Origin of the sequence: Butyricicoccus sp. OF27-2pH9A, from assembly GCF_027693185.1 — a bacterium.
GTDB lineage: Bacteria > Bacillota > Clostridia > Oscillospirales > Butyricicoccaceae > Agathobaculum > Agathobaculum butyriciproducens.
In genome coordinates this window covers 68,280-89,176 of record NZ_JAQEXK010000010.1, presented here as the reverse complement: position 1 = coordinate 89,176, position 20,897 = coordinate 68,280, and the positions used below count along the sequence as shown (strand labels likewise).

Genomic DNA, 20,897 nt, shown 5'->3' with positions numbered 1-20,897 from the left:
TCCCGCCTTGACCGAGAGGCAGGTCTTTGAGCCGGTCGCCGCCTCCGTCACTGAGCACTTCACTTCGCCCCCCAAGCCCTACACCGAAGCTATATGCTGTGAAAGGGGGATAAGAAATCGCCCATAGAAAGGAGAGTTTTTCAATGAAAGCAAAGAAAACGGACAACGGCAAGATAACCGCACTATACGAGCGTCTTTCCCGCGACGACGACCTCACAGGCGACAGTAACAGTATAATCAATCAAAAGAAGCTGCTTGAAGATTATGCAAAGGAGCATGGATTTACGAATTGTGTCCACTTTACTGATGACGGCTGGTCTGGCGCAAACTTTGACCGCCCTAATTGGAAACGCATGATTGCAGCCATAGAAGCCGGAGAGGTTTCCCATGTGCTGGTAAAGGATTTGAGCCGCGTTGGTAGAGATTATCTGCAAGTGGGTTTTTATACCGAAGTTATGTTTAGAGAGCATGGCGTTCGCTTCGTTGCCATTGCAAACGGCGTTGACAGCGACAAGCGCGAAAGCAGCGAGTTTGCACCCTTTTTGAACATTATGAATGAGTGGTATGTTCGGGACTCAAGCCGCAAAATCAAAAGCGTTCTCCGGGCAAAGGGAATGTCTGGCATACACACTAATTCCATTGGTATTTATGGGTACAAGAAAGACCCTAACGACAAAAACCATTGGATTGTTGATGATGAAGCCGCTGAGGTTGTTCGCCGGATTTACCGCATGGCGATAGAGGGAAAAGGCCCGTATGAAATCGCTCGTATTCTTGCTTCGGAAAAAGTTGAAAGACCGTCCTACTACCTTGCACAGCGCGGTTTAGGCAAACATAAAACCAATTACAACCCCGACGAGCCATACACATGGCGCGGCGGCACAGTTGCAGATATTCTATCCAAGCCGGAATATATCGGGCATACGGTAAACTTTCGGACTTATAAGGAGAGCTACAAGGACAAACACTCCAAAATGACACCAAAAGAGGATTTAGTCATTTTTGAGAATACGCAGGAAGCAATTATTGACAAGGAAACATGGGAGCGCGTTCAGACCTTGCGAAAGACAATCCGTAGGACAGATACCATAGGCACAGCAAATCCCTTAACAGGCTTGATGTTCTGTGCTGATTGCGGGGCAAAGATGTATAACCACAGGGGCAAGGCTGGCAATGCGCGGGATTGGGCAGGGCGACCAACTGGAAAGAAACGTCCAGACCGCGACGAATACAACTGTTCCCGTTATGATTTAGGCAATCAACACTTTGATGATTATTGCACCACACACCTTATCCGTACTGCCGTTGTTAATGAATTACTGCTTGAAGCGATAAAGGAAGTTTGCGACTATGCACAGAACAACGAAGCCGAGTTTATGGCGCAAGTCTGTTCCGCTTCCGAGGACAGACAGGCAAAAGCGGCTAAAGCTATCCGACAGAGGAAACAGCGCAGCGAAAAGCGCACCGACGAATTGAGCCGCTTAATTCGCAAGCTCTATGAGGACAATGTAAATGGGCGGCTTTCAGACAAGCTCTTTGAACAAATGTTGCATGATTTTGAAGCCGAGTTAGAGGGCTTGACCGATAGTATCACACAAGACCAGCAGGAGCTTGACCGCATAAGCAGGGAAACCGTCAATGCCGAGAAGTTTCTTGCCCTTGTCAAAAAATATACGGATTTTTCCGAACTCACCCCCGCAATGATAAATGAGTTTGTTGAAAAAATTCTTGTTCATCAAGCCGAGGGCAAAGGCGCAAGCCGTACACAGGAAGTCGAGATTTTCTTTAACTTTATCGGCAAGGTAGAAATCCCGCGCAAAGAAATTGAACTAACAGAGGAAGAAAAGGCAGCATTAGCGGAACAGGAACGACGCAGGGCGAAGAAAGCCGAGTATAACCGCCGCTATATGGAGAAGAAGCGCAGACAATGGAAAGAGCAACAGGAACGGGAGAAAGAACAGCAGGAAGCTCTTGAATTACCCGCTGCTTCCACCGAGAAAGGAGAACGCATAGCATGAGAATACTCATTGACAATGGCAACACCCCCGCCGCCCCGCGCCCGTATATCGGGCATTACGGGCGGTTGCGGAAAGCCTACCTTGAACAGTACCGCCCCGACCTCTACACCGCCCTTGTCGCAAATGAGAAGCTGCATGAGCATTGCGCCGAGATTGACGAAGCCGCCCGGAGCCGGATTGACCTTATCATGCCGCAGCTTGCAAAGAGCGCAGGAGCTACCGAAGCACTCAAAGCTACCGACCCCATGAAATGGGTGGGACTGATGAACGCTTGCAGGGCGCAAGCGGAGGAAATCGCCAAGTTTGAGCTAATCTATGTTTGACGGTCAAGAGCCGGAAAAAACAGAAATCCTGCGATAACAGCCGCCCCGACGATACACTCCCTGTCCGGGCGGTTTCTATTTGAAAATCCTCATTTTCCCCAAGTCAAGAGCCGGGAAAAACACCCGAAAAATGCCCCTATTGCGTAACAGGGGAGCAGAAAGGAGAGTTTATGAGAACAGGGCTTACGAAGCAGGAAAAGACCACCGATATTTGGTTTGACGAGAAAAACCCGCTAATCCATATCCGCACCCACAACACCGACTTAAAGAAGCGGCTTGCCGCCTACGCCGGACAGTACCCCGACCAGTGCCGCCAGACCGACACAGACCCGGACACGGGCTGCATGGAGTTTGATATTGCAAAGGGGCGTTTCTCTTTCCGTCTGACCGCCCCATACAGCGAGGAACGGAGGAACGCCGCCAGCAAAGCGGCAAAGAAACATTCCGGCAACTTGACACACCCTATTCAAAAAGATGTGCTATAATTTTTTTGAAAAAGTTTCGGATTAGATGTAGTATTTGCCGCTGAAACCGTAGTACATAGGTGAAGCCCGAAAGGAGGCGGTGAGATGATAGACGACGAAAAAATCATAGAAATGTTTTTTGGACGTTCAGAACAAGGCATACGAGAGCTGGATATAAAATACGGAAAGGTCTGCCACAATCTTTCCTACCATATCGTAGGCAGCAGACAAGACGCGGAGGAATGTATAAACGACGCTTATTTAGGCGCATGGAACGCCATTCCCCCGGCACGACCTAACCCGCTGCTATCTTATCTTGTGAAAATCGTTCGGAACATTTCACTCAAAATCTATTGGAGAAAGGAAGCAGCCAAACGGAGCAGCCATTACACGATTGCTTTGGAAGAAATTGAAGCCTGTATAGCAGCCCCGAATACAGTAGAAGCAGAAATCGAAGCCAAAGAGTTAGCCCGTATCATTGAAGCATTTTTAGACACGCTGACTACCGAAAACCGCGTTATTTTCATGCGCCGCTATTGGTTTTCCGACAGCTATAAGGACATAGCCGAGTTTATGGGGCTTTCAGAAAAAAACATTTCTGTCCGGCTGACCCGTATCCGCGAGAAGATGAAGCAATATTTGATTGAAAGAGAGGTATTCGTATGAATGCAAAGAAGTTTTCCGACGCTATGAGCGAGCTTGACACAAAATATGTCGATGAAGCTCTCAACTACAAGAAGAAAGCCAAAAAGCCCATTTGGGTAAAGTGGGGGGCTATTGCAGCTTGCTTGTGCTTGATGATACCATTGACCGCATTTGCCGTTGATATAATTCAATATAATGCAGCGGTTGATTATCTCAATTCTCTCGGCATTGCTGTTGAAGATTTGAGCGACTATTCTCATAAAGAAATAAAAGAAGCTGCAAAAACGATTGACGCAGGAGAAAGTAACCCGTTGACTGAAGAAATCCTTAGTCTAATACCAGAAAACAAAAAACCGCTCGATACACCGACGCAGGTAACATCTGAGCAAATTAAAGAACTAACACCGACCATGACAAGAGAAGATGTTCTTTCTCTTTTAGGTGACACACAAGATGTTGGCTCAGGCATTTATATATATCTTTACGAAGTAGACCAACAATACCTGCTGCGTATTCCTTTTGCAAGCGATGAAGCACAATTAGGTGTAACAGGAGAAGATTTGCTAAAGGCATTGGTTCCCATTTCTGGAGATATTGCTCCTATGGTCTATGTAAATGATACGCTTTATCAAATCGTTGACTCTCAACCCAACTTCGCAGATGAAAAAAGTTCTTTCAATTTGTTAGGAAAAATCGAAAACACAGTTAGTTCTTCGGAAGAACCAAAAGAAAATTTCCAAGCAAATGATGATATTGTAGGGGCTGCGGTTTATCAGTACGGCGATAACATTGTCGTTGAGTTTGAGGGAAAATACTGGTTATATGAACACTATCATAACACAGACTGATATGCCCCACGCCCAAACAAGCCATACTTCTGATGAAAAAGTATCCGAACAAAACCTTCTTGCAAAGTAAATAAGTTTTCTATTTTACAAGGGCAGCCGAGAAAATCGACTGTCCTTTTTCTATGCTTATGAGCAGAAAGGAGCGCCCAACCATGACAAAGCCAAGAGAGAAAACCCGCGAGGAGTTGCAAGCCGAGATTGAGGACGGAAAGAAGAAAATCCGGCAGTTTGAGAACCGAGAAAAGATGTTGCGTCAGAAGCTATCCAAAGAGGAACGCAGGACACGCAGCCACCGCCTTATCGTCCGGGGCGCAGTCTTTGAAAGCATTGTGCCGGAAGCAAAGAACATGACCGACGAGGAAGCCACAGCACTTCTTAAACTTGCATTGACGAGTGAGCCGGTACGGGAATATCTGAAAAAACGAGCCGAGAACGGGAACGCTGAACAAATCCCTTAGACACTAAGGGCGCACTTATACACCTTAACGGGCGTGTGCGCTCTGCCGAGGGCTTTATCTTAAACACAGGGATTTTACCCCGCGCTACGATTGGCGGCTTTGCCGCAGACAGGGGACGCTACACTTCCCCTGCGACAGCTTACGCTGTCTACCCTTTTGTGTACTTGCGGAAACCGAACACCTTGCTACGCAAGCTATTCATTTTCCACAAGTTTTATATCCGCTATACTGGAGGTGATACCCATAGCTATTTACCATTGTAACATCAGCATAGTCAGCCGGGGCAAAGGCAAATCAGCAGTTGCCGCAGCCGCCTACCGAAGCGGCGAAAAGCTGACAAACGAATGGGACGGAATGACCCATGACTACACCCGCAAAGGCGGTGTTGTCCATACAGAGATCATGCTGCCGCCCCACGCGCCACCCTCATTCTCTGACCGTTCAACCTTGTGGAACAGCGTGGAGCTTTACGAGAAAGCCGGGAACGCCCAGCTTGCGCGTGAGATTGACGCAGCGCTCCCCATAGAATTATCCAGAGAGGAACAGATCCGGCTTGTCCGGGAATACTGTTCCTCTCAATTTGTTTCCAGAGGAATGTGCGTTGATTATGCCATTCACGACACCGACAAAGGCAATCCCCATTGTCATATCATGCTGACCATGCGACCACTTGACGAGCGCGGCGCATGGGCGGCGAAGTCCCCAAAGGAATATGACCTTGACGAAAACGGCGAGCGTATCCGCTTGCCAAGCGGCAGATACAAGACGCACAAAATTGACCTTACAGGCTGGAACGACAAGGACAACACCCTCTTGTGGCGCAAGGCATGGGCTGACTATACCAACGACTTTTTGGAGAGGAACGGAAGCCCGGAGCGTATCGACCACCGCAGCAACGCCGAGCGCGGCATTGACGAGATACCCACCGTCCACATGGGCGTGGCGGCTTGCCAGATGGAGAAGAAAGGTATCGCCACCGAGAAAGGCGAACTGAACCGCAGTATTCAAAAGGCAAACCGCCTTATCCGGGAAATCCGGGCGCAGATTGGGAAGCTCAAAGAGTGGATTGCCGACCTGTTCAAAGCGCGGGAAACCGCCCCGAAGCAGCCGCCGCAATCTCCCAACCTTGCAAATCTGCTGATGAAGTATTTGAGCGTTCAGAGAGAAAAGAGCCGGAAGTATTCGCAGCGTTGGCAACAACAGCACACAGCCGATGAACTGAAAACCATAGCGGCGGCGGTCAACTATCTTTCCGAGCATGGCATCTCTAATCTTGACGAGCTGGACGCTTCTCTTTCCTCTGTCAGTGATAAAGCCTATTCAATCCGGGAGGGAATGAAAACCGCCGAGGAACGCATGAAGAAGCTGCAAAAGCTAATTGAATACGGGAAGAACTACACAGAGTACAAGCCCATTCACGATGAACTGAAAAAGCTGCAAAACGGCTGGACAAACAAGCGCGACAAGTACGAGGAAGCCCACCACGCCGAGCTGACCCTATGGAACGCGGCAAGCCGCTATCTCCATGCAAATCTGCCGAAAGGAACAAAGACCTTGCCTATTGCGGAATGGGAACAGGAATATGCTGACCTCAAAACACAGAGGGACAGCGATTATACCAAACTGAAAGATACCCGCACCGAGGTTGCCGAGCTTCAAAAAATCCGCAGGTGCGTGGATATTGCACTCCGCGCCGACCAACCGGAACAGACGCAGAGCCGCACCAAGCGGCAGGAACAGGAGCGATAAAGAAAAGGACGGGCAAGCTGTTTTACTTGTCCGTCCTAAATGTTTTCCGATAAAATGGACGCTATTGATTCCTAATATTAAAACCAACTTGCTCTTTCGTCCCTAAATTCGGGCAGGTCACTATGCTCATAAGGATTATAATTATTCAAATTGCAACCAAACTCTTTCAATGATTTTATTTTATTATCCTTTGTCCATTCAACCAGGGAAATTCCATCAAATTCCTCTATGCTCCCATTGTTCATTTCATTTTTGAAATACCACTCCACAATCGTCTGATTTCCTTTGTGGAAAAATTGTTTGATTTCCCAAGCAACGACTTTGCCACGAGTATTCCATTCCTGAAACCAGTGTTTTACGATTTGACGGTTATTATATTTTGGACTCCAACTTTCAGTATAAATTACATCTTCTGCAAAAATATTATCAATACCTAAATCCTGTTTTGTAAGCCACATTTCAAACCATAAGTGAATAATTCTTTCTCTTTCATTCACAATCCAGCACCTCACTAACTTCCGATTTTTCGGTTTCATTCTACATCAAAACTATGAACAATTCAACCACAGAAAGAGAGGTATCAGCCATGTATTACACCCAAGAACAGATAGACCGCGCCAACCAAGCCGACCTTGTTTCTTTCCTGCAATCACAGGGAGAGCAGCTTACCCGCGCCGGACAGGAATACCGATGGAAACGGCACGACAGCCTGACCGTCCGGGGAAACAAATGGTATCGCCACAGCCAGAGCAAGGGCGGCGCACCCATTGATTTTGTCATGGAGTTTTTCGGCAAGAGCTTCACCGAAGCCGTTGAACTGCTGACAGGCGAAAAAGGAGCCGCCCCGCCGCCGGACAGACCAAGCCCCGCGCCCCTATCCGACTTCCGACTGCCACCCCGCAGCACCGACAACCGCATAGCGAGGAACTACCTCACAGCAGCCCGCCGCATTGATGAAGATGTGACGGGCTTTTTCTTTTCCACCGGGGATATTTACGAGGAAGCCGCCCACCATAACGCCGTATTCGTCGGCAGAGATGAAAGCGGCATACCGCGATACGCCCATCAGCGCGGTACAGCCGGGAGTTTTCGGCTTGATGTGAAAGGCAGCGACAAAGCCTTTAACTTCTGCTACCGTGGCGAGGGCGAAAGGTTGTTTGTCTTTGAAGCCCCGATAGACCTCTTATCTTTCCTCTGCCTGTTCAAAAAGGGCTGGCAGAAGCAGAGCTATTTATCGTTGGGCGGCGTAGGCGAGAAAGCCCTCTTACGCTTCCTCTCTGACCGTCCAGACATTCAGACCGTCTATCTCTGCCTTGATAGCGACCAAGCCGGAAACGACGCTTGCAGCCGCCTTGTGGAGCTTATGCCGGAGGGCTTGACCGTCCACCGCCTTATCCCTCTTTTCAAAGACTGGAATGAGGTACAGACGCGCAGGGGAGAAATCACAGACGGGAAGTATCTCCGCGAAGCGGTCTATGGACTGAAAGAGCCAACCCAGGAAGAAACGGTTGAGATTATCCGCATGAGCGAGGTTGACACACAGACCGTTGAATGGCTATGGGAGCCGTATATTCCCTTTGGGAAAGTAACCATTGTGCAAGGCAATCCCGGCGAGGGAAAGACCACCTTTGCGCTGCGCCTTGCCGCCGCCTGCACCACCGGGCGGGAGCTTCCGAACATGAAGCCCCTGCCGCCGTTCCAAGTAATTTACCAGACCGCCGAGGACGGGCTGGGCGATACCGTCAAGCCCCGCCTGATAGAAGCCGAAGCAGACCTTGACCGCGTTCTTGTGATTGATGAAGCAAAACGGGAGCTTACTTTGTCCGACGAGCGCATAGAGAGAGCTATCCGGCAGACCGGGGCGCGGCTGATTATCCTTGACCCCATACAGGCGTACATGGGCGAAAAGACCGACATGAACCGGGCAAACGAAGTGCGCCCCATGTTCCGCCGCCTTGCCGAAGTTGCCGAGCGTACCGGGTGCGCCGTTATCCTTATCGGACATCTCAACAAAGCTGCCGGAGGGCAGAGCGCATACCGGGGCTTAGGTTCTATCGACTTCCGCGCCGCAGCAAGGAGCGTCCTGCTGATCGGGCGCGTGAAGCGAGAACCGAATGTGCGCGTTATCGTCCATGACAAATCTTCCCTTGCGCCGGAGGGAAAGCCCGTAGCCTTTTGCCTTGACCCGGAAACGGGCTTTTCGTGGATAGGCGAATACGACATCACCGCCGACGAGCTGCTGTCCGGCGCGGGCGGCAACAACGCCACCAAGACCGAGCAAGCCGAAAAGCTGATACTTGACCTGCTTGCAGACGGGAAAGAGCTTGCCAGCGAGGACATAGAGAAAGCCGCCGCAGAGGCCGGGATTTCTGCCCGTACCGTCCGGGCGGCAAAGAAAAACCTTGACGGGCGAATTATCTCAAAGCGTATCGGCGCAGCATGGTATCACGCCCTTAAAAAGTGAAATGGCAAAATCCAAGTGGCAAAACCCAGATACCTTGCCACTTTGCCACTTCGCCACTTCAACCCCAAAACAGCCGCCCCATGTATGACCGCATGGGGCTTTTCTCATGGAAAGGAGAGCCTATGAACAACGACACCAGCAACCGCAGCACCCCCGCAACCGCTTCCCCTCTGACCGTAAAGGAAGCCGCGCCACCTGTAATGATAAAGAAAATCGGAAAGACCACCTACCGCGTCAAAATCCATTTCAGTGAAACGAGCAAAGAAACCATGAGCGACAAAATCAAGCGTCTGATTTTGAATGACAGCGAAAAAAGTTCTTAAACACCCTTGACAAAACGTATCAGAGGATACCCTTCTGTCAGCCATGGAGAACGCGGGCAAGGAAGATATGCCGGACGAGGCAGAGCGCAAGGGTCTGGGCACCCCAGCGACCAGGGCGGCCATCATCGAAAAGCTGGTGTCTGGCGGATTCGTGGAGCGCAAGGGCAAGAACCTGATCCCCACAAAGGCGGGTGTCAACCTGGTCACGGTACTGCCGGAACTGCTGACCTCTCCCAAGCTCACAGCGGATTGGGAGCAGCGGTTAAACGAGGTGGCAAAGGGCCATGCGTCGCCGGAGGACTTCATGGACGGGATCGAGGCAATGGCGGTGGAGTTGGTGCGGAAATACTCCCACATTTCCGAGGATGGGCAAAAGTTGTTCCAGCCGGAGAAGGAAACGGTGGGCCTCTGCCCACGCTGCGGCAAGCCGGTTTATGTGGGCAAGAAGAACTGCGCCTGTTCGGACCGGGCCTGCCAGTTTGTCATGTGGAAGAATAACCGTTTCTGAATCAGCCGCCGCAAGGAAATGCCCCGGAAAATGGCGGCCGATCTTCTGAAAAAGGGCCGTACTTCCGTCAAAGGGATGTGGTCGGAGAAGAAAGGTTCCACCTATGATGCGGTGGTGATCCTGGACGATACCGGCGGCAAGTATGTCAATTATAAAATTGCGCTTAAATAGGTCTTGACAAACAGCTCCTCCAGTTGTATCATATTAATATCAAATTAATAACAATTTGATAAATTTGTAAGGGGGAGTTTTGTCATGTCATCTGATGAGCTCATTAATGCATTCAATCAGGAACCAGCGATTTTACAGGAGGATTTGGTTTCCCTGAAACTTGGCGTAAAAAAAAGAAATGGAGAACGTTTTGCAAAGGCAACGACATCTGATGGACGAACATTTATAAAAACCTTGTCAAAAAGCGGGGTGGAAAAAAGTTCGGTTGTCAAGATTCCCGCTTATGAAACGAAAGATGAACGGGATTCCATCATTTGTGAGTTGTCTGCCGATTTTGTTCAAGACGACATAGCAGATATGCTCGATATTTCACAGGGGACAGTTTCAAACGCACTTAAAAAGAGGAAAAATAAGAAAAAATAAATATAAATTTTGAAGCAGGAAACCTTTCCGGGTTCCCTGCTTTTCTTTTACCCATTTTCAGAAAGGATGATGTCTTTGAGCAAAACCGAGCCCAATTTCATGGAGCATTTGAAACCGCTGCTACCCGCAGGCGGTGACGCAAGCGAGCTGGAGACAGCGACCCAGGCGCTTGCCGGACTTTCCCCCGAGGACCGTAACCTCTTGGCCGCTGTGCAGGAGTCTCCCTTCCGCCTGACCACCCTGGAGCAGTTCCGGGAGTTTCCCGCTAACACGGAGTATTTCATCCTGGAACCCAACATCCGCAAGATGGAGGATGTGGTCTGGCGCTATCTGGCGCAGCATTTGGACGGCCTTCTGCCCCCGGATCTGCTGGACGCTATTGATCTCGTTCCCTTCGGCAATCATGCCATGCAGGAGGAACAGGGCTGCTTTACGAGCCGAGGCTATCTCACTCTCTCCGGCGACGAGTGGGAACATGAGCGCCCCAGAGAGAGGCAGACGGAAAAAAGCCCTCCATCAAAGAACGGCTGGAACAGAGCCGGAAGGAATGTGCCAACCAGAGCAAGGCGCAGCCCCATCGGGAAAAGCCTGCGCCGGAGCGATAAGGAGGTGTCGCTATGCCCCATTATGACTATGACAAAGATTATCCCTTTGCCGCCTTCATCACCAACTTGGGTAAGTACAACGAGGGCGCCCTTGTGGGCGAATGGGTGAAGTTTCCCACCACGGCGGAGGAACTGAAAAAGGTCTTTGAGCGCATCGGGATCGGTGCGAAAGACGACTTCGGGCAGAACTATGAGGAATGGTTCATCATAGACTACGACTGCTATGTGGACGGCCTCTATGACCTGCTGGGCGAGTATGCCAACCTGGATGAACTGAACTACCTGGCCTCCAAACTGGATGATATGAGCCAGGATGAATATAAGCGGTTCCAGGCTGCTATGAAAATCGGCGACCACACGGGCAGCATCCAGGAGCTTATCAATCTGACGGAAAACCTGGACTGTTACAACGTTTATCCCAACATCCACGACCACGACGATCTGGGACGGTATTACATTGAGGAACTGGACGCCATACAGGTGCCGGAGCATCTGCGCAACTACATCGACTATGAAGCCTACGGGCGGGACATCGCCCTGGAGGAAAGCGGCCAGTTCACCGACCTGGGCTATGTACGGGATACCGGGAGAGCATCCCGTGGGAGTATCGAGTCACCGTTACACAAGAGGAACAAGAATTTCTGGACGAAAGTGCAAAGTCGGATATGGCAACCGACCTTGCCTATGATATGGACGAGTTTTTCCGGCAGCACGACCCGCAGTATGCCGCTGAGCACCCGGAGGAACATGCGGCGAAGGAAGAAATCTACGAGAATCTGATGGCCGGGCGCATCTCCGCCCTAGACGAGAAGCTGGCTGCCCTGGGCAGACCCAGGAGGACTATCTTCCTTCGGAGATTGAGAAGCTCAAGGGCGCCACCGGCTATGAAGAATTTCTGGATGTGGACCCCCAGGTAATCCGGGAAGCCATCGAAAACCCGGATCAGTCCCATGTGGACGAGATGCTGGTCTTTGCGGAACAGGCAAACCGGGAGTATAAAGCGGAGTTGTACGGGCAGCAAGCGGCGTCCACCCCGGACGACCGGGAGACCGGTGAGACGGTGCGGACCCCCAGGGGCACCTTCCATGTGACGGATATGAGCCGGGAACAGATGGAGGCGGCTGGATACGGTTTTCACCATGAGTCCGAGGATGGGAAGTATCTCATCATGGCCAACGGCAGCCGTGCCTTTGCCATCCCCAGTGGAGCCGCCCCCGAACATACCACGCCGGAGAAGTTGACTGTTCTGGTGGTGGAGCCTATGAAGGAACCCTATGTGAAGGAGATCGACCCCGGCCTCCATGCGCTGCAAGCGGAGGTGGGCGGTGATATTGCCGCCTCCTATCCCTTTGACGATCCGATTGGGCTGGTGCTGAACGATGAAGGCAAGCTCATTGGTCTAGACCTGAACCGTTCCCTCCGGGACGAGCATGGGGAGATTTACGACATCGTGGCAGGCACCTTCCTGGTTGTGGGCCTGGGGCCGGAGAGTTTTTCGTCCCTGTCCCCAGACATGATCCAGAAGTACACCGAGCAATTCAAGCGGCCGGAGCTGTTCGCCAGCATCAACGGGCAGATCGTGTCCGTCCCCGTGGAGCCGGAAAACCCGCTGCGCACGGCAGAAATGACCCTGGAGGACGACTATGGGATAATCGACGGGATCATCAATAACGGCCGCCGTGGGGAGGAATTGGAGAAAGCCCAGGCCGAGGCGTGCAGGACCACGCCGGAGAAAAAGCCTTCCATCCGGGAGCGGCTGGAGGACGCGAAACGGGAGTGCGTGGAACGAAAAGGCCCGGAAAAGCCCGCCCCGCAGAAGAAGCCCCCGGAGCTGGGCGACTTATGAGCCGGAGCAAGAAATGGCGTCTGGAATGGTCGTTCTTCCTGGGCAAGAATGGCAGGCGCCAGTATAACAAGCTCTGCAAAGGCTGTGTCTATCCCTGCAAGCAGAGCTTCCGGGCAGTGGTGGTGTCCTGCCCGCACTATCTTTCCCGCCGTTCCCAAAAGTGCAGAAATTAGGGTTCAAAACGGGAAGAAAACCGCCTGTGGCGGCTTTTCCGTGTAGGGGCAGTATGATTTTCCCATGTAGGGCGGCAAGGCGTTTCTACATAGGAAAAACACCAGATTTTCACCTTTTGTCAAGCAAAATGGGAGCGCCGCCATTGGATCAAAGCGATCCAGTGGCGGCATCCTTTTTATATTGATTGTAGCGGAATACTATAAATATTAGTATTCAAAACTTTGTTAGTCCTGTGATCATTGTAATGTTCCGACGTAGGATAAACGATGCGCAGCGTTTTATGAGACATAGCATATAGGCAAACACCCAGAGCAACAGGCTTTGTGCTTAAAGGCGCTACACACAATGAGGACTTCCCATCGAATACACTATCTAGAAAATTGAAAGTTTCAAAAGGATTATTCGCAGGAACATATAGTAACTTACTTCTGTGCGTAGAAAGCAAGTCATAATTATTTATTACGCATATATCCTTATACTTTGGAAAAAAGGACGGAAGATTGTTTACCAATAAAAGCTCTTCATACTGTATATCTTCTGTTACTTTAGATGCAAGGACTCCCTCGAATCCCAAGAAGATAATCATACGAGAATGTGCTAAACCATCAGAAATGCCACCAAAGCCTAACAAATCGGTGGTTTTAAGATTCCCATAGTAGGAGCAGTAAGATGTAAAAGGTTCTTCAGGAAAATCATACTCAAAAGGGGTTGAATATGCAATATCAAGTTTTTCCTTCGGATTTGCCGTCTTAAGATACTTTAGCAACACAAACATTTCTGGAGTATGAATGCAGGAAATATCTACAATTAGCTTTTCACTACTTAGTTTATCTGAAATATTTATTAGCTGCGCCAAAAAATATGTTTGTAATTCATTTACTATAACCGGTATTATTTGTGCAGAAGGAAACATTTTCTCTAGGCCTGCGCTTGGCTTATCATTCTGATATTTCAGCAATACAATAGTGTGAATATCCGCCCCCTTTTTATTTAGTATCTTAGCCATTTCTAATGTTCGATCATCTGACCCATCTGCTAAAATAAAGGTATCATAAATCTGTGCGTCTATGTCTTCAGCTGATGAAATCGTATAATAAGTGCTCATTTGCCTTCCCCCCAGTCAAAAAAAGATAATTGATCTGCCGGAGGAATATTTTTAATATTCTTTGTGGGGCTAATTCTTTTCCTTTTTGTAGATGTACTAAGTTTGCTCTTTTGGAATTGCCCCTTAAGCATTTCCCCAATTTCTTCCGCTGAAAAATGTACATTGACTCCTCCTCTAGTACGGTAAGAAATGTTAAAAATTGGGGTAAATATTTTATTTATTGTATATATATCTCCCTCTTTTGAAATACCAGCTGATAGACGTTGAGTGTCTTTTTTCTTTTTTATTAGTGACCAACTTATAGCAATTTCTAGAGTTTTTCTATCCTCTGGAGATAAATCATCCGGATTATAAATAAATTGATTAGTTTCCGGATATCTTACCAGCTTATCTCTATGGAATTCAGAAAACACATTGCCCAAACATAATAGAAACTCTCTAATCGAATTGCCGTTTTGAATTATTGAACAAACAGAATTAAATTCACTTCGGGAATAGCTTCTTATCGCTCGGGATTGTGATTCTGGTGAAATTTTCATTATGGATAGAAATCGCTTTTTTTCATAGAATAAAGCGTCGCTAATTATTGCTTTACACAAATTTATGAATGTGCGTGCATTGCCCTCTGAAAGATGACAAAGAGTATTAAAACCATAATATAGCTTATCTTTTTTGTAAGCTGTACATATCAAGATTGTGATAGCATATCTATATTTATTGCTATAGTCATTTTTATATTTTTCAAGCAATTGGTGCTCACCTTTATTGAAAAAAGCCTGCATCGCATTCACGGTAAATTTTGCAACATCAAGCGGATTTTCATCTTGTTCGCACCTGGAAACCCACAAAGCATTTAATGTTTCTGCAATTCTGTTTTGCGGGTAAGAAATAATAGAAATAATTTGATCAAGTAATCCGTCATCTGCTTTTATTCTTGGATTAGAATTTAAAACATATCGCAAATGTAGGTTTTTGGCGTTTGCATTTTTTTGACATTCAGCATCCAAATCTTCTTTATCCCCCAAAATATCTATTATGCTGGTGGGAAACAAAGAAGAATCCATTGCTTCCAAGCGCTTTTTCGCTATACCAAGCAAGTACGATCGCAAGCTTTGCATGTCCTGTTCCTGGTCTAATACAATCAAGTGGTAATCATGTTGCTCACGTAAATACTCAACATCGTTAATGGTTTCTTTTGTTACAATGTTTTCACTTCTCCGTCCAATACGCATGGAAATGTCGGGACGGCAAAATTTAATCATAGTATTAAACTGTTTTTGCAATTCTTGCGGGAGATTTTCAAATTCGTCAATTAATAGCAAATAATTTAATTTTGATAATTCTGGAGCTGTTTGAGCAATCGCATGTATCAATTTACTGCTAATATCGTAAATACTCCAAACATGCTTTGGTTCAAACTTCGCTTGCGTAAAAAGCGATTCATTTTTAAACGTATTTATGTAGCGAATTTCAGCGTCAATATATTCCGAAAACGAGTGCATATCTGTAAAATTACAGTCCGCCCTTAATTCACACAAATTGGAAGTTTTAAGTATTTCATCTGGAAAATTATCGCTATAATCTTTACCTAATTTGAAAATTAGTTCAATCAAACTTTTAACAAAAAAAAGTTCCAGATAATGTTCGAAACAAGAGGTCCATTTTGATTCTACCGCGATACTAAATACGCTTTCAAACTCTTTCAGAAAAGAATCATCACACCGAAAATAAAACCCTACTCCTTCATCTTTAAGTAGTTGTTGTCTAATAGTTATATGATTTTGGAGCGCACGCTCACATTGTACAGGGAATGAAAAGTATTTTAAAATTGTAGTTTTACCTGATCCACGCGAACCTTGCAAAATTATAGGCATCTTTTGAGTAAAAAAACGTTTTTCATCAAAATCCTTCAATGCTCCGGTGGAAAAAGGTGTAAACCAATACTGCATGATTAATTCGGGGTCTAGAACATTAGCGTTATAATCATCGAAAGGATTTTTAAATAAAGAATCCGTATTCTCGTTTAGCTTGTTTGGCATTTTGATATTTCTCCTTTCGGCAAAAGATAGGATTCCATCCATTAGAAGAAGACCAGAAAATCGGCAGGCTATTATTTGGAATATTATAAGAGAATCCAAAGCAGTACTGTCCATCCATATGGCCCAAAGCCTTTTTAGGCTCAATTTTCTTTCCATAACCTTCAACCATTATTTTTGCAGTTTCTTTTAGTGCAGGGTATTTGAAGAAGCATAATGATTCTTCAGAAAAAGCTCGATTCCGCTCATCTATCACAGCACAAGGAATGACCTTGATATTGAGCTCTTGGAGTTTAGAAAGTGCTTCATTACTCGATAGAAGCGCCAAGTAGTAAATTTTTTTCTCCGCAAAATCCTCCTGATTTTGGTAAAAGAATCGTTGTGCAGTTCCTCCGCTCATCATAACATCATCTATACAAACAATAATGTCAGATTCCGTTGCAGCGATAGATGTCGGGAATATGAAGCAGTCTGTGCTAAGTCGGGCCTCCTGACGAAAATGGTATAGAATGAGGCCTCCGCTTTCACTTGGACGCCCAATGGAAGTGAATTTCAATGTATTTATACGAGCCTCAACTTCTTCAGAAGATTTCAATCCGTAATCTGTCATTAGAGTATGAATAAATTTTTTGAACAAGACAGAACACAAATGGTTTATTTCCGCATCGTTGTAATATGTAAAGTTACATAGCATCCATAAGGCTAGACGCCTTTCATCTTCTGTATCAAAAAAGGTTCCAGTAAAGTTGCCCAACCACAAATTAATATCTTCAATATCCAAATCTACTTTCCAAGATTTTTCAAAAACTTTCTTCAACACAGACATCATTGTTTCAAACGATGGGAAATCTCCAGGGAAATCGATGTGTTCCATATTATTTTCTCCCCAATCTATATTTTGATCCTTCGTAATAGTCCCGATCTATCTCGATTGAAATCCACTCTCTCCCCAACTTTTCTGCGGTTGCTCCTGTTGTATTGCTTCCCGCAAAACAATCAAGGACAATGTCTCCCGGTCGAGTCAGAAAATTAATAAAAAATTCTGGTATAGCGGGTGCCATTCTTGCTGGATGAATTGGCAATTTATGCTCTTTACATTTGGTAATATAAATATCATTTGAGGTTGTGTTTGCTGCAATAATAACGTTAGATGGGATCGCACCCCCATTATCAATTGAAAATGCAGTTTGGCTAATAGTGTGTTCTGATGGACGTGTTCCTGAATTGTATTTTCCGCTGGACAATAGTTTTTTCATCTGTCGACTATATGGCTCAGCAACATTTCTATTGTTAGCATAGGGATGTGGCGTTTTGGACATCCACCAGATTTGCGTGAACGAGTCCTTTACGCGGACTCGCTGTTTATTCACCCATTCAATTGGCCCTGGTAATCGAGCAGGATTATAATATATAAATTCTTGACATAAATACAAACCACATTGATTTTTAAACGCAAGTAATGTTTCTAAAGGGAGCGTCGAATAAGTTGGTTCACCGGAATTCCACGCATTTCCAATTTCAATAACAATTGAGCCATCTTGTGAAAGTAGTGGTGCTAATTGATTCCCAATGTTGCAAAGCCAATCCAAATATTCTTTCCCTACTTTATTTCCGTATTTTTTTGCACGTTTTAATGGAAAGGGAGGGGATGTAAGTATTAGTTGGATTTTGCCTTCAAAATTAGTCACAAGGTACTTTTGAATCACTTTTTCGCAATCTTCATTTATACAAATACCGCGTTCTGTTCGGTACTTTCTCCACTTTTGTGTAGGGGTAATCATTGCCCGTCCTCCGAAATATGTGTTTTAATGTATTTCCCAGTTTTAACCCTTGCATCATTGGGTTTCTGTGCGACAGCCGGAATTGCCCAAGACTTTCCAAAGTGTGTTACTCCTTCGATTCGGTTTTGGGCACAGAGAACCTGAATGCGCCTCTTTGAAATTCCCCATTTAGTTGAGGCATCAGCAATTGACATATATTCCACAGATGATTCCTCCGCACAAAATTTGTTGTGTTTCCACTTTAGACATGAAACGACAACTTTTTCTAATTTTATACCGCAAAGCGAATAATGTCAATGCATAAAAGAGCAGCAGAATGTAGTGAAGGCGATTACAGACTATGGTTTAGAACTATTGAGTTTCTAAAACAATTCGGGTTCAGATTTTTCTTTTTGTTTTTGCGCATTTAGGATAATACCAATATTCTTTTGAATTAGATTAAACTCCTTTTCTTCCCGCTGTATCTTCCGAAGTTCCGCTTGCAGGGCGGTCTTGCGAGCGGTGAGCTCATTTAGTTCCGCTTTCAGCTTTTCGGCTGAAGGCAGTTTTGTAAGTCCGGCCTTTTTGATCTCCCTGGCTGCCGTCTCGAACAAGATGATCTCGCTCTCAAAGCCGCGCAGGAATTTTTCCTTGTCCTTTGACGCTTTGTAGCGGTCATAGATGGGTTTCAGTTTTCGGTAGGTATCAATCTGCTTTCCTATGAGGGCAAGGTTGGTGATTCGCTGCTCCGTATCCCGCAGGCTCTCCCTGGTGCAGATGGAAGCGGCAGCAACGGCATCGCACCGTTCCACCAATTCCTCATAGCTGCCGATGCCGTGTTCGGTGAGAAAGTTCATAGTGGCGGCCGCACGTTTCAGATTCTCAATGGTCGCCCACCGCTGGTATCCTGCGCTCTGCTGGGCCTTGATATTGTTCTGAATGTCAATGAGCAGACTGACCTCCCGCTACGCTGCCGGGGTTGTCTGGAGGGCCTGGAGCCTCCGGCGATGCGAGAGACAACGGCTTCTTCCGTGTAATTGGCGCCCAGGGTTTTGAGCCGGGTAAATCGTTCCTGGTTCGGCGCCCTGGCGGAGATATACTTTCCCCGCTTGATCTCGTATCCTTCCCGCTGCAACCGGGCAAGCAAATCTTCCAGGCTGGAGGACACGGGGATCAACCGGTCGATGGCGGCTTTCAGTTTTGCCTTATAACTGGTGCCGTTCTGTGCGGCTTGATGCTCAATATAGCTCTTGCCCTTGTCACGGCCAGGGACGATGACGGACAGGCCGTGTTCTCGGCACAATCGGTCACTGGCTCGGCGTATCTCGTGATAGCTGCGTTTGTTGGAATGGTAGTGCTTGTGGTCGGTGAAGCTGACCGCATTGAAAATCAGATGGTTGTGAATATGCCCCTTGCCACCCAATATTTCTTTTGCCAGCTGCATCCCAATCTCATGTGCTTTCTCGGCGGAGACCTCTCCAGGCTCAAAGGTTTGGATCAAGTGGCGGCCCAGGTGTGTGCCCTTGTCGATGGAATGGCGGCGTGTCTATTCAAATTCAATGTCGGCGGCTTCGGCGGCGCAGCCGAAGGAGGATACCAGCAGCTTCCCGTCCGTCTTGTCAGGATTGCAGATATAATCAATAGCCGCTTTCAGCGTTGACTTAATAGGATGCGTCTTTGTAACTGCCATATCTGATCCAGCCTTTCCCGGATTTCCTCTATGTCGGCCCGATAGGTCGGGCCTCCGGCATTGATCCGCTTGGCGATCTGATTGATATTCCGGCCAATGGCGGACAGGAGCTTGTTCATCTCCTTAATGTCTCTGGTGTCCACATAGATGATATATCCGTCAATTGCCATCTTTCGCAGGTAGGCGCCGATCCGCTTTGTCTGGAGTTGGGCCATCTTCTGCTCGATTAGGTTGCGTTCTTCCACTGTTACTGGGCAGCGCAGGATGATGGAGCGTTTTCGATTTACCATAGGGCGGCACCGTCCTTTCTGCATAAGGGTTTGGGACTATCCCAACAAGCAGTTTTGTGTTTAGGGGCAAGGGGTTCCCTAAAGCAAAAATTCGCAAGTGTGGCCACACTTGCTGTGCTTGCTCTACGCTCTTTCCCCCGTAAATACAATGCTGGAAACATCTTTATCTGCCCGCAAAATCTCGGATTTTTCAAAAAGAAAAGGGCGGCAGAGCCGCCCTGGAGAAACGAAAACAGAGGGCGCTCACACACCCTCCGCTTCATCTGCTGATTTTTCAGTTTTCAACGCCCCGTCAAGCGCACCTTCGATGACGGTCAAATACTGCTCCGGACAGAGTTTCAGTTTGTGGCTGATACGCTGTCTCTGTATGCTTTCCTCCCGCATGACCTCTGGATTGAAGTACCGTTCTACGGGGAGTCCGCACACTTTGATAAGCTATATGATAACCGGTAAGCTGGGGATCGTACCTTCGTTCTCGGTATTTGCAAGATACCGGGAGTCGATGTTGACGATCTCCGCCACCAACCGACAGACGCTGCCTCACCGTGTCGGCATAAGGTTCAGAACAAGCGCCTCATAGATGACAGTCTGGTCTTTGACGTTACCTCACTGCTGCTGTTGAAATCGAAAGTTATGTAGGTGTTGATGCATCCCCCGCTTAATAGTATTGCTTTTATATCTCCTTGACGTTTTTCGCCTGCTGCTCGAAGTATACTCAGAATTTTGATTTCAGGTATCAAAAAAAGCACCTTCACGTCGAGCATTTTTTTGATACCACTACCCTTCCATACGACTTTCTGCTTTTGAGTTTCCTACCCGGAGGTTTTCTAATTCCCCTAAAAAGTATAAAAAACCGCTGATTTCTTACGAAATCAGCGGTTAAACGTGGTTGCGGGGACAGGACTTGAACCTGCGGCCTCCGGGTTATGAGCCCGACGAGCTACCAACTGCTCTACCCCGCGATATAGATTTTATCGCACCTCTCTTTCAGAGTGCT

The 20,897-nt window shown here is 47.4% G+C and carries 18 protein-coding genes, 1 tRNA gene and 3 pseudogenes; 13 read left to right on the top strand and 9 right to left on the bottom strand.

The window, feature by feature from the left end:
* Nucleotides 1-143: 143 nt before the first annotated feature.
* The 7 genes from PG722_RS09115 (at nucleotide 144) to mobQ (ending at nucleotide 6,505) form a co-directional block, all read left to right on the top strand.
* Nucleotides 144-2,018 carry a recombinase family protein gene (locus PG722_RS09115; protein WP_270580336.1) on the top strand — a complete coding sequence of 625 codons (1,875 nt, stop codon included), beginning with the start codon at nucleotides 144-146 and terminating at the stop codon, nucleotides 2,016-2,018.
* Nucleotides 2,015-2,341 (top strand): TnpV protein, encoded by a 327-nt coding sequence (locus tag PG722_RS09110; protein ID WP_058118390.1) that lies wholly within the window; start codon nucleotides 2,015-2,017, stop codon nucleotides 2,339-2,341. Before PG722_RS09115 ends, PG722_RS09110 begins: the two co-directional genes overlap by 4 nt.
* Nucleotides 2,342-2,511: 170 nt before the next feature.
* Nucleotides 2,512-2,826 carry a hypothetical protein gene (locus PG722_RS09105; protein WP_270580335.1) on the top strand — a complete coding sequence of 105 codons (315 nt, stop codon included), beginning with the start codon at nucleotides 2,512-2,514 and terminating at the stop codon, nucleotides 2,824-2,826.
* A gap of 84 nt (nucleotides 2,827-2,910) precedes the next feature.
* A complete protein-coding gene (locus tag PG722_RS09100; RefSeq protein WP_270580334.1) occupies nucleotides 2,911-3,471 on the top strand; it encodes an RNA polymerase sigma factor in 561 nt (186 codons plus the stop codon).
* Nucleotides 3,468-4,298, top strand: coding sequence for a hypothetical protein (locus PG722_RS09095; RefSeq protein ID WP_270580333.1), 831 nt, complete (start codon nucleotides 3,468-3,470; stop codon nucleotides 4,296-4,298). Before PG722_RS09100 ends, PG722_RS09095 begins: the two co-directional genes overlap by 4 nt.
* 152 nt (nucleotides 4,299-4,450) lie before the next feature.
* Nucleotides 4,451-4,756: a DUF3847 domain-containing protein gene (locus PG722_RS09090; protein WP_270580332.1), complete on the top strand. Its 306-nt coding sequence runs from the start codon at nucleotides 4,451-4,453 to the stop codon at nucleotides 4,754-4,756.
* A gap of 234 nt (nucleotides 4,757-4,990) precedes the next feature.
* Nucleotides 4,991-6,505 carry a MobQ family relaxase gene (mobQ, locus tag PG722_RS09085; RefSeq protein ID WP_270580331.1) on the top strand — a complete coding sequence of 505 codons (1,515 nt, stop codon included), beginning with the start codon at nucleotides 4,991-4,993 and terminating at the stop codon, nucleotides 6,503-6,505.
* A gap of 77 nt (nucleotides 6,506-6,582) precedes the next feature.
* Here the strand turns inward: mobQ and PG722_RS09080 are convergent, their stop codons facing one another.
* Nucleotides 6,583-7,002 (bottom strand): nuclear transport factor 2 family protein, encoded by a 420-nt coding sequence (locus tag PG722_RS09080; protein ID WP_099571277.1) that lies wholly within the window; start codon nucleotides 7,000-7,002, stop codon nucleotides 6,583-6,585.
* 89 nt (nucleotides 7,003-7,091) lie between these two features.
* Between PG722_RS09080 and PG722_RS09075 the strand changes: the two genes are divergently transcribed.
* The 6 genes and pseudogenes from PG722_RS09075 to PG722_RS09050 all read left to right on the top strand — a co-directional run bounded on the left by PG722_RS09075 (nucleotide 7,092) and on the right by PG722_RS09050 (nucleotide 12,845).
* Nucleotides 7,092-8,969, top strand: coding sequence for an AAA family ATPase (locus tag PG722_RS09075; protein WP_270580330.1), 1,878 nt, complete (start codon nucleotides 7,092-7,094; stop codon nucleotides 8,967-8,969).
* Between the two features lie 122 nt (nucleotides 8,970-9,091).
* On the top strand, nucleotides 9,092-9,292 hold the full coding sequence (locus tag PG722_RS09070) for a transposon-encoded TnpW family protein (protein ID WP_022473970.1): 201 nt from the start codon (nucleotides 9,092-9,094) through the stop codon (nucleotides 9,290-9,292).
* A gap of 10 nt (nucleotides 9,293-9,302) precedes the next feature.
* Nucleotides 9,303-9,971: pseudogene (locus PG722_RS09065) on the top strand (DNA topoisomerase); the annotation flags it as partial.
* Between the two features lie 84 nt (nucleotides 9,972-10,055).
* Nucleotides 10,056-10,394 carry a hypothetical protein gene (locus PG722_RS09060; protein WP_119189546.1) on the top strand — a complete coding sequence of 113 codons (339 nt, stop codon included), beginning with the start codon at nucleotides 10,056-10,058 and terminating at the stop codon, nucleotides 10,392-10,394.
* A 9-nt stretch (nucleotides 10,395-10,403) separates the two neighbouring features.
* Complete coding sequence (locus tag PG722_RS09055; protein ID WP_270580329.1) at nucleotides 10,404-11,108, top strand: hypothetical protein; 705 nt, start codon at nucleotides 10,404-10,406, stop codon at nucleotides 11,106-11,108.
* Nucleotides 11,012-12,845 (top strand): annotated as a pseudogene (locus PG722_RS09050) (antirestriction protein ArdA). The gene PG722_RS09055 and the pseudogene PG722_RS09050 overlap by 97 nt, the downstream one beginning before the upstream one ends.
* A gap of 349 nt (nucleotides 12,846-13,194) precedes the next feature.
* On the opposite strand, the gene PG722_RS09045 reads toward PG722_RS09050, so the two are convergent.
* From PG722_RS09045 to PG722_RS09000, 8 genes and pseudogenes are all read right to left on the bottom strand, one after another.
* Nucleotides 13,195-14,124 (bottom strand): hypothetical protein, encoded by a 930-nt coding sequence (locus tag PG722_RS09045; RefSeq protein ID WP_119189547.1) that lies wholly within the window; start codon nucleotides 14,122-14,124, stop codon nucleotides 13,195-13,197.
* Entirely contained in the window at nucleotides 14,121-16,163 is a 2,043-nt protein-coding gene (locus PG722_RS09040) for an ORC-CDC6 family AAA ATPase (RefSeq protein WP_270580328.1), read from the bottom strand. The genes PG722_RS09045 and PG722_RS09040 overlap by 4 nt, the downstream gene beginning before the upstream one ends.
* A complete protein-coding gene (locus tag PG722_RS09035; RefSeq protein ID WP_270576599.1) occupies nucleotides 16,123-17,034 on the bottom strand; it encodes a phosphoribosyltransferase-like protein in 912 nt (303 codons plus the stop codon). The genes PG722_RS09040 and PG722_RS09035 overlap by 41 nt, the downstream gene beginning before the upstream one ends.
* A 1-nt stretch (nucleotide 17,035) precedes the next feature.
* Nucleotides 17,036-17,941 (bottom strand): DNA-methyltransferase, encoded by a 906-nt coding sequence (locus PG722_RS09030; RefSeq protein ID WP_119189549.1) that lies wholly within the window; start codon nucleotides 17,939-17,941, stop codon nucleotides 17,036-17,038.
* Between the two features lie 362 nt (nucleotides 17,942-18,303).
* Nucleotides 18,304-19,433, bottom strand: a pseudogene (locus PG722_RS09020) (relaxase/mobilization nuclease domain-containing protein).
* A gap of 33 nt (nucleotides 19,434-19,466) precedes the next feature.
* Nucleotides 19,467-19,610: a hypothetical protein gene (locus PG722_RS09015; RefSeq protein WP_270580327.1), complete on the bottom strand. Its 144-nt coding sequence runs from the start codon at nucleotides 19,608-19,610 to the stop codon at nucleotides 19,467-19,469.
* Complete coding sequence (locus PG722_RS09010; RefSeq protein WP_270580326.1) at nucleotides 19,571-19,900, bottom strand: plasmid mobilization protein; 330 nt, start codon at nucleotides 19,898-19,900, stop codon at nucleotides 19,571-19,573. The genes PG722_RS09015 and PG722_RS09010 overlap by 40 nt, the downstream gene beginning before the upstream one ends.
* 886 nt (nucleotides 19,901-20,786) lie before the next feature.
* Nucleotides 20,787-20,862: transfer RNA gene (locus PG722_RS09000), tRNA-Met, on the bottom strand.
* Between the last annotated feature and the right edge of the window lie 35 nt (nucleotides 20,863-20,897).

What these genes read in the sequence shown, in the direction of transcription:
- PG722_RS09115 (WP_270580336.1), top strand. Translation starts at nt 144, where the DNA reads ATGAAAGCAAAGAAAACGGACAACGGCAAGATAACCGCACTATACGAG.
- PG722_RS09110 (WP_058118390.1), top strand. Translation starts at nt 2,015, where the DNA reads ATGAGAATACTCATTGACAATGGCAACACCCCCGCCGCCCCGCGCCCG.
- PG722_RS09105 (WP_270580335.1), top strand. Translation starts at nt 2,512, where the DNA reads ATGAGAACAGGGCTTACGAAGCAGGAAAAGACCACCGATATTTGGTTT.
- PG722_RS09100 (WP_270580334.1), top strand. Translation starts at nt 2,911, where the DNA reads ATGATAGACGACGAAAAAATCATAGAAATGTTTTTTGGACGTTCAGAA.
- PG722_RS09095 (WP_270580333.1), top strand. Translation starts at nt 3,468, where the DNA reads ATGAATGCAAAGAAGTTTTCCGACGCTATGAGCGAGCTTGACACAAAA.
- PG722_RS09090 (WP_270580332.1), top strand. Translation starts at nt 4,451, where the DNA reads ATGACAAAGCCAAGAGAGAAAACCCGCGAGGAGTTGCAAGCCGAGATT.
- PG722_RS09075 (WP_270580330.1), top strand. Translation starts at nt 7,092, where the DNA reads ATGTATTACACCCAAGAACAGATAGACCGCGCCAACCAAGCCGACCTT.
- PG722_RS09070 (WP_022473970.1), top strand. Translation starts at nt 9,092, where the DNA reads ATGAACAACGACACCAGCAACCGCAGCACCCCCGCAACCGCTTCCCCT.
- PG722_RS09060 (WP_119189546.1), top strand. Translation starts at nt 10,056, where the DNA reads ATGTCATCTGATGAGCTCATTAATGCATTCAATCAGGAACCAGCGATT.
- PG722_RS09045 (WP_119189547.1), bottom strand. Translation starts at nt 14,124, where the DNA reads ATGAGCACTTATTATACGATTTCATCAGCTGAAGACATAGACGCACAG.
- PG722_RS09040 (WP_270580328.1), bottom strand. Translation starts at nt 16,163, where the DNA reads ATGCCAAACAAGCTAAACGAGAATACGGATTCTTTATTTAAAAATCCT.
- PG722_RS09035 (WP_270576599.1), bottom strand. Translation starts at nt 17,034, where the DNA reads ATGGAACACATCGATTTCCCTGGAGATTTCCCATCGTTTGAAACAATG.
- PG722_RS09030 (WP_119189549.1), bottom strand. Translation starts at nt 17,941, where the DNA reads ATGATTACCCCTACACAAAAGTGGAGAAAGTACCGAACAGAACGCGGT.
- PG722_RS09015 (WP_270580327.1), bottom strand. Translation starts at nt 19,610, where the DNA reads ATGGCAGTTACAAAGACGCATCCTATTAAGTCAACGCTGAAAGCGGCT.
- PG722_RS09010 (WP_270580326.1), bottom strand. Translation starts at nt 19,900, where the DNA reads ATGGTAAATCGAAAACGCTCCATCATCCTGCGCTGCCCAGTAACAGTG.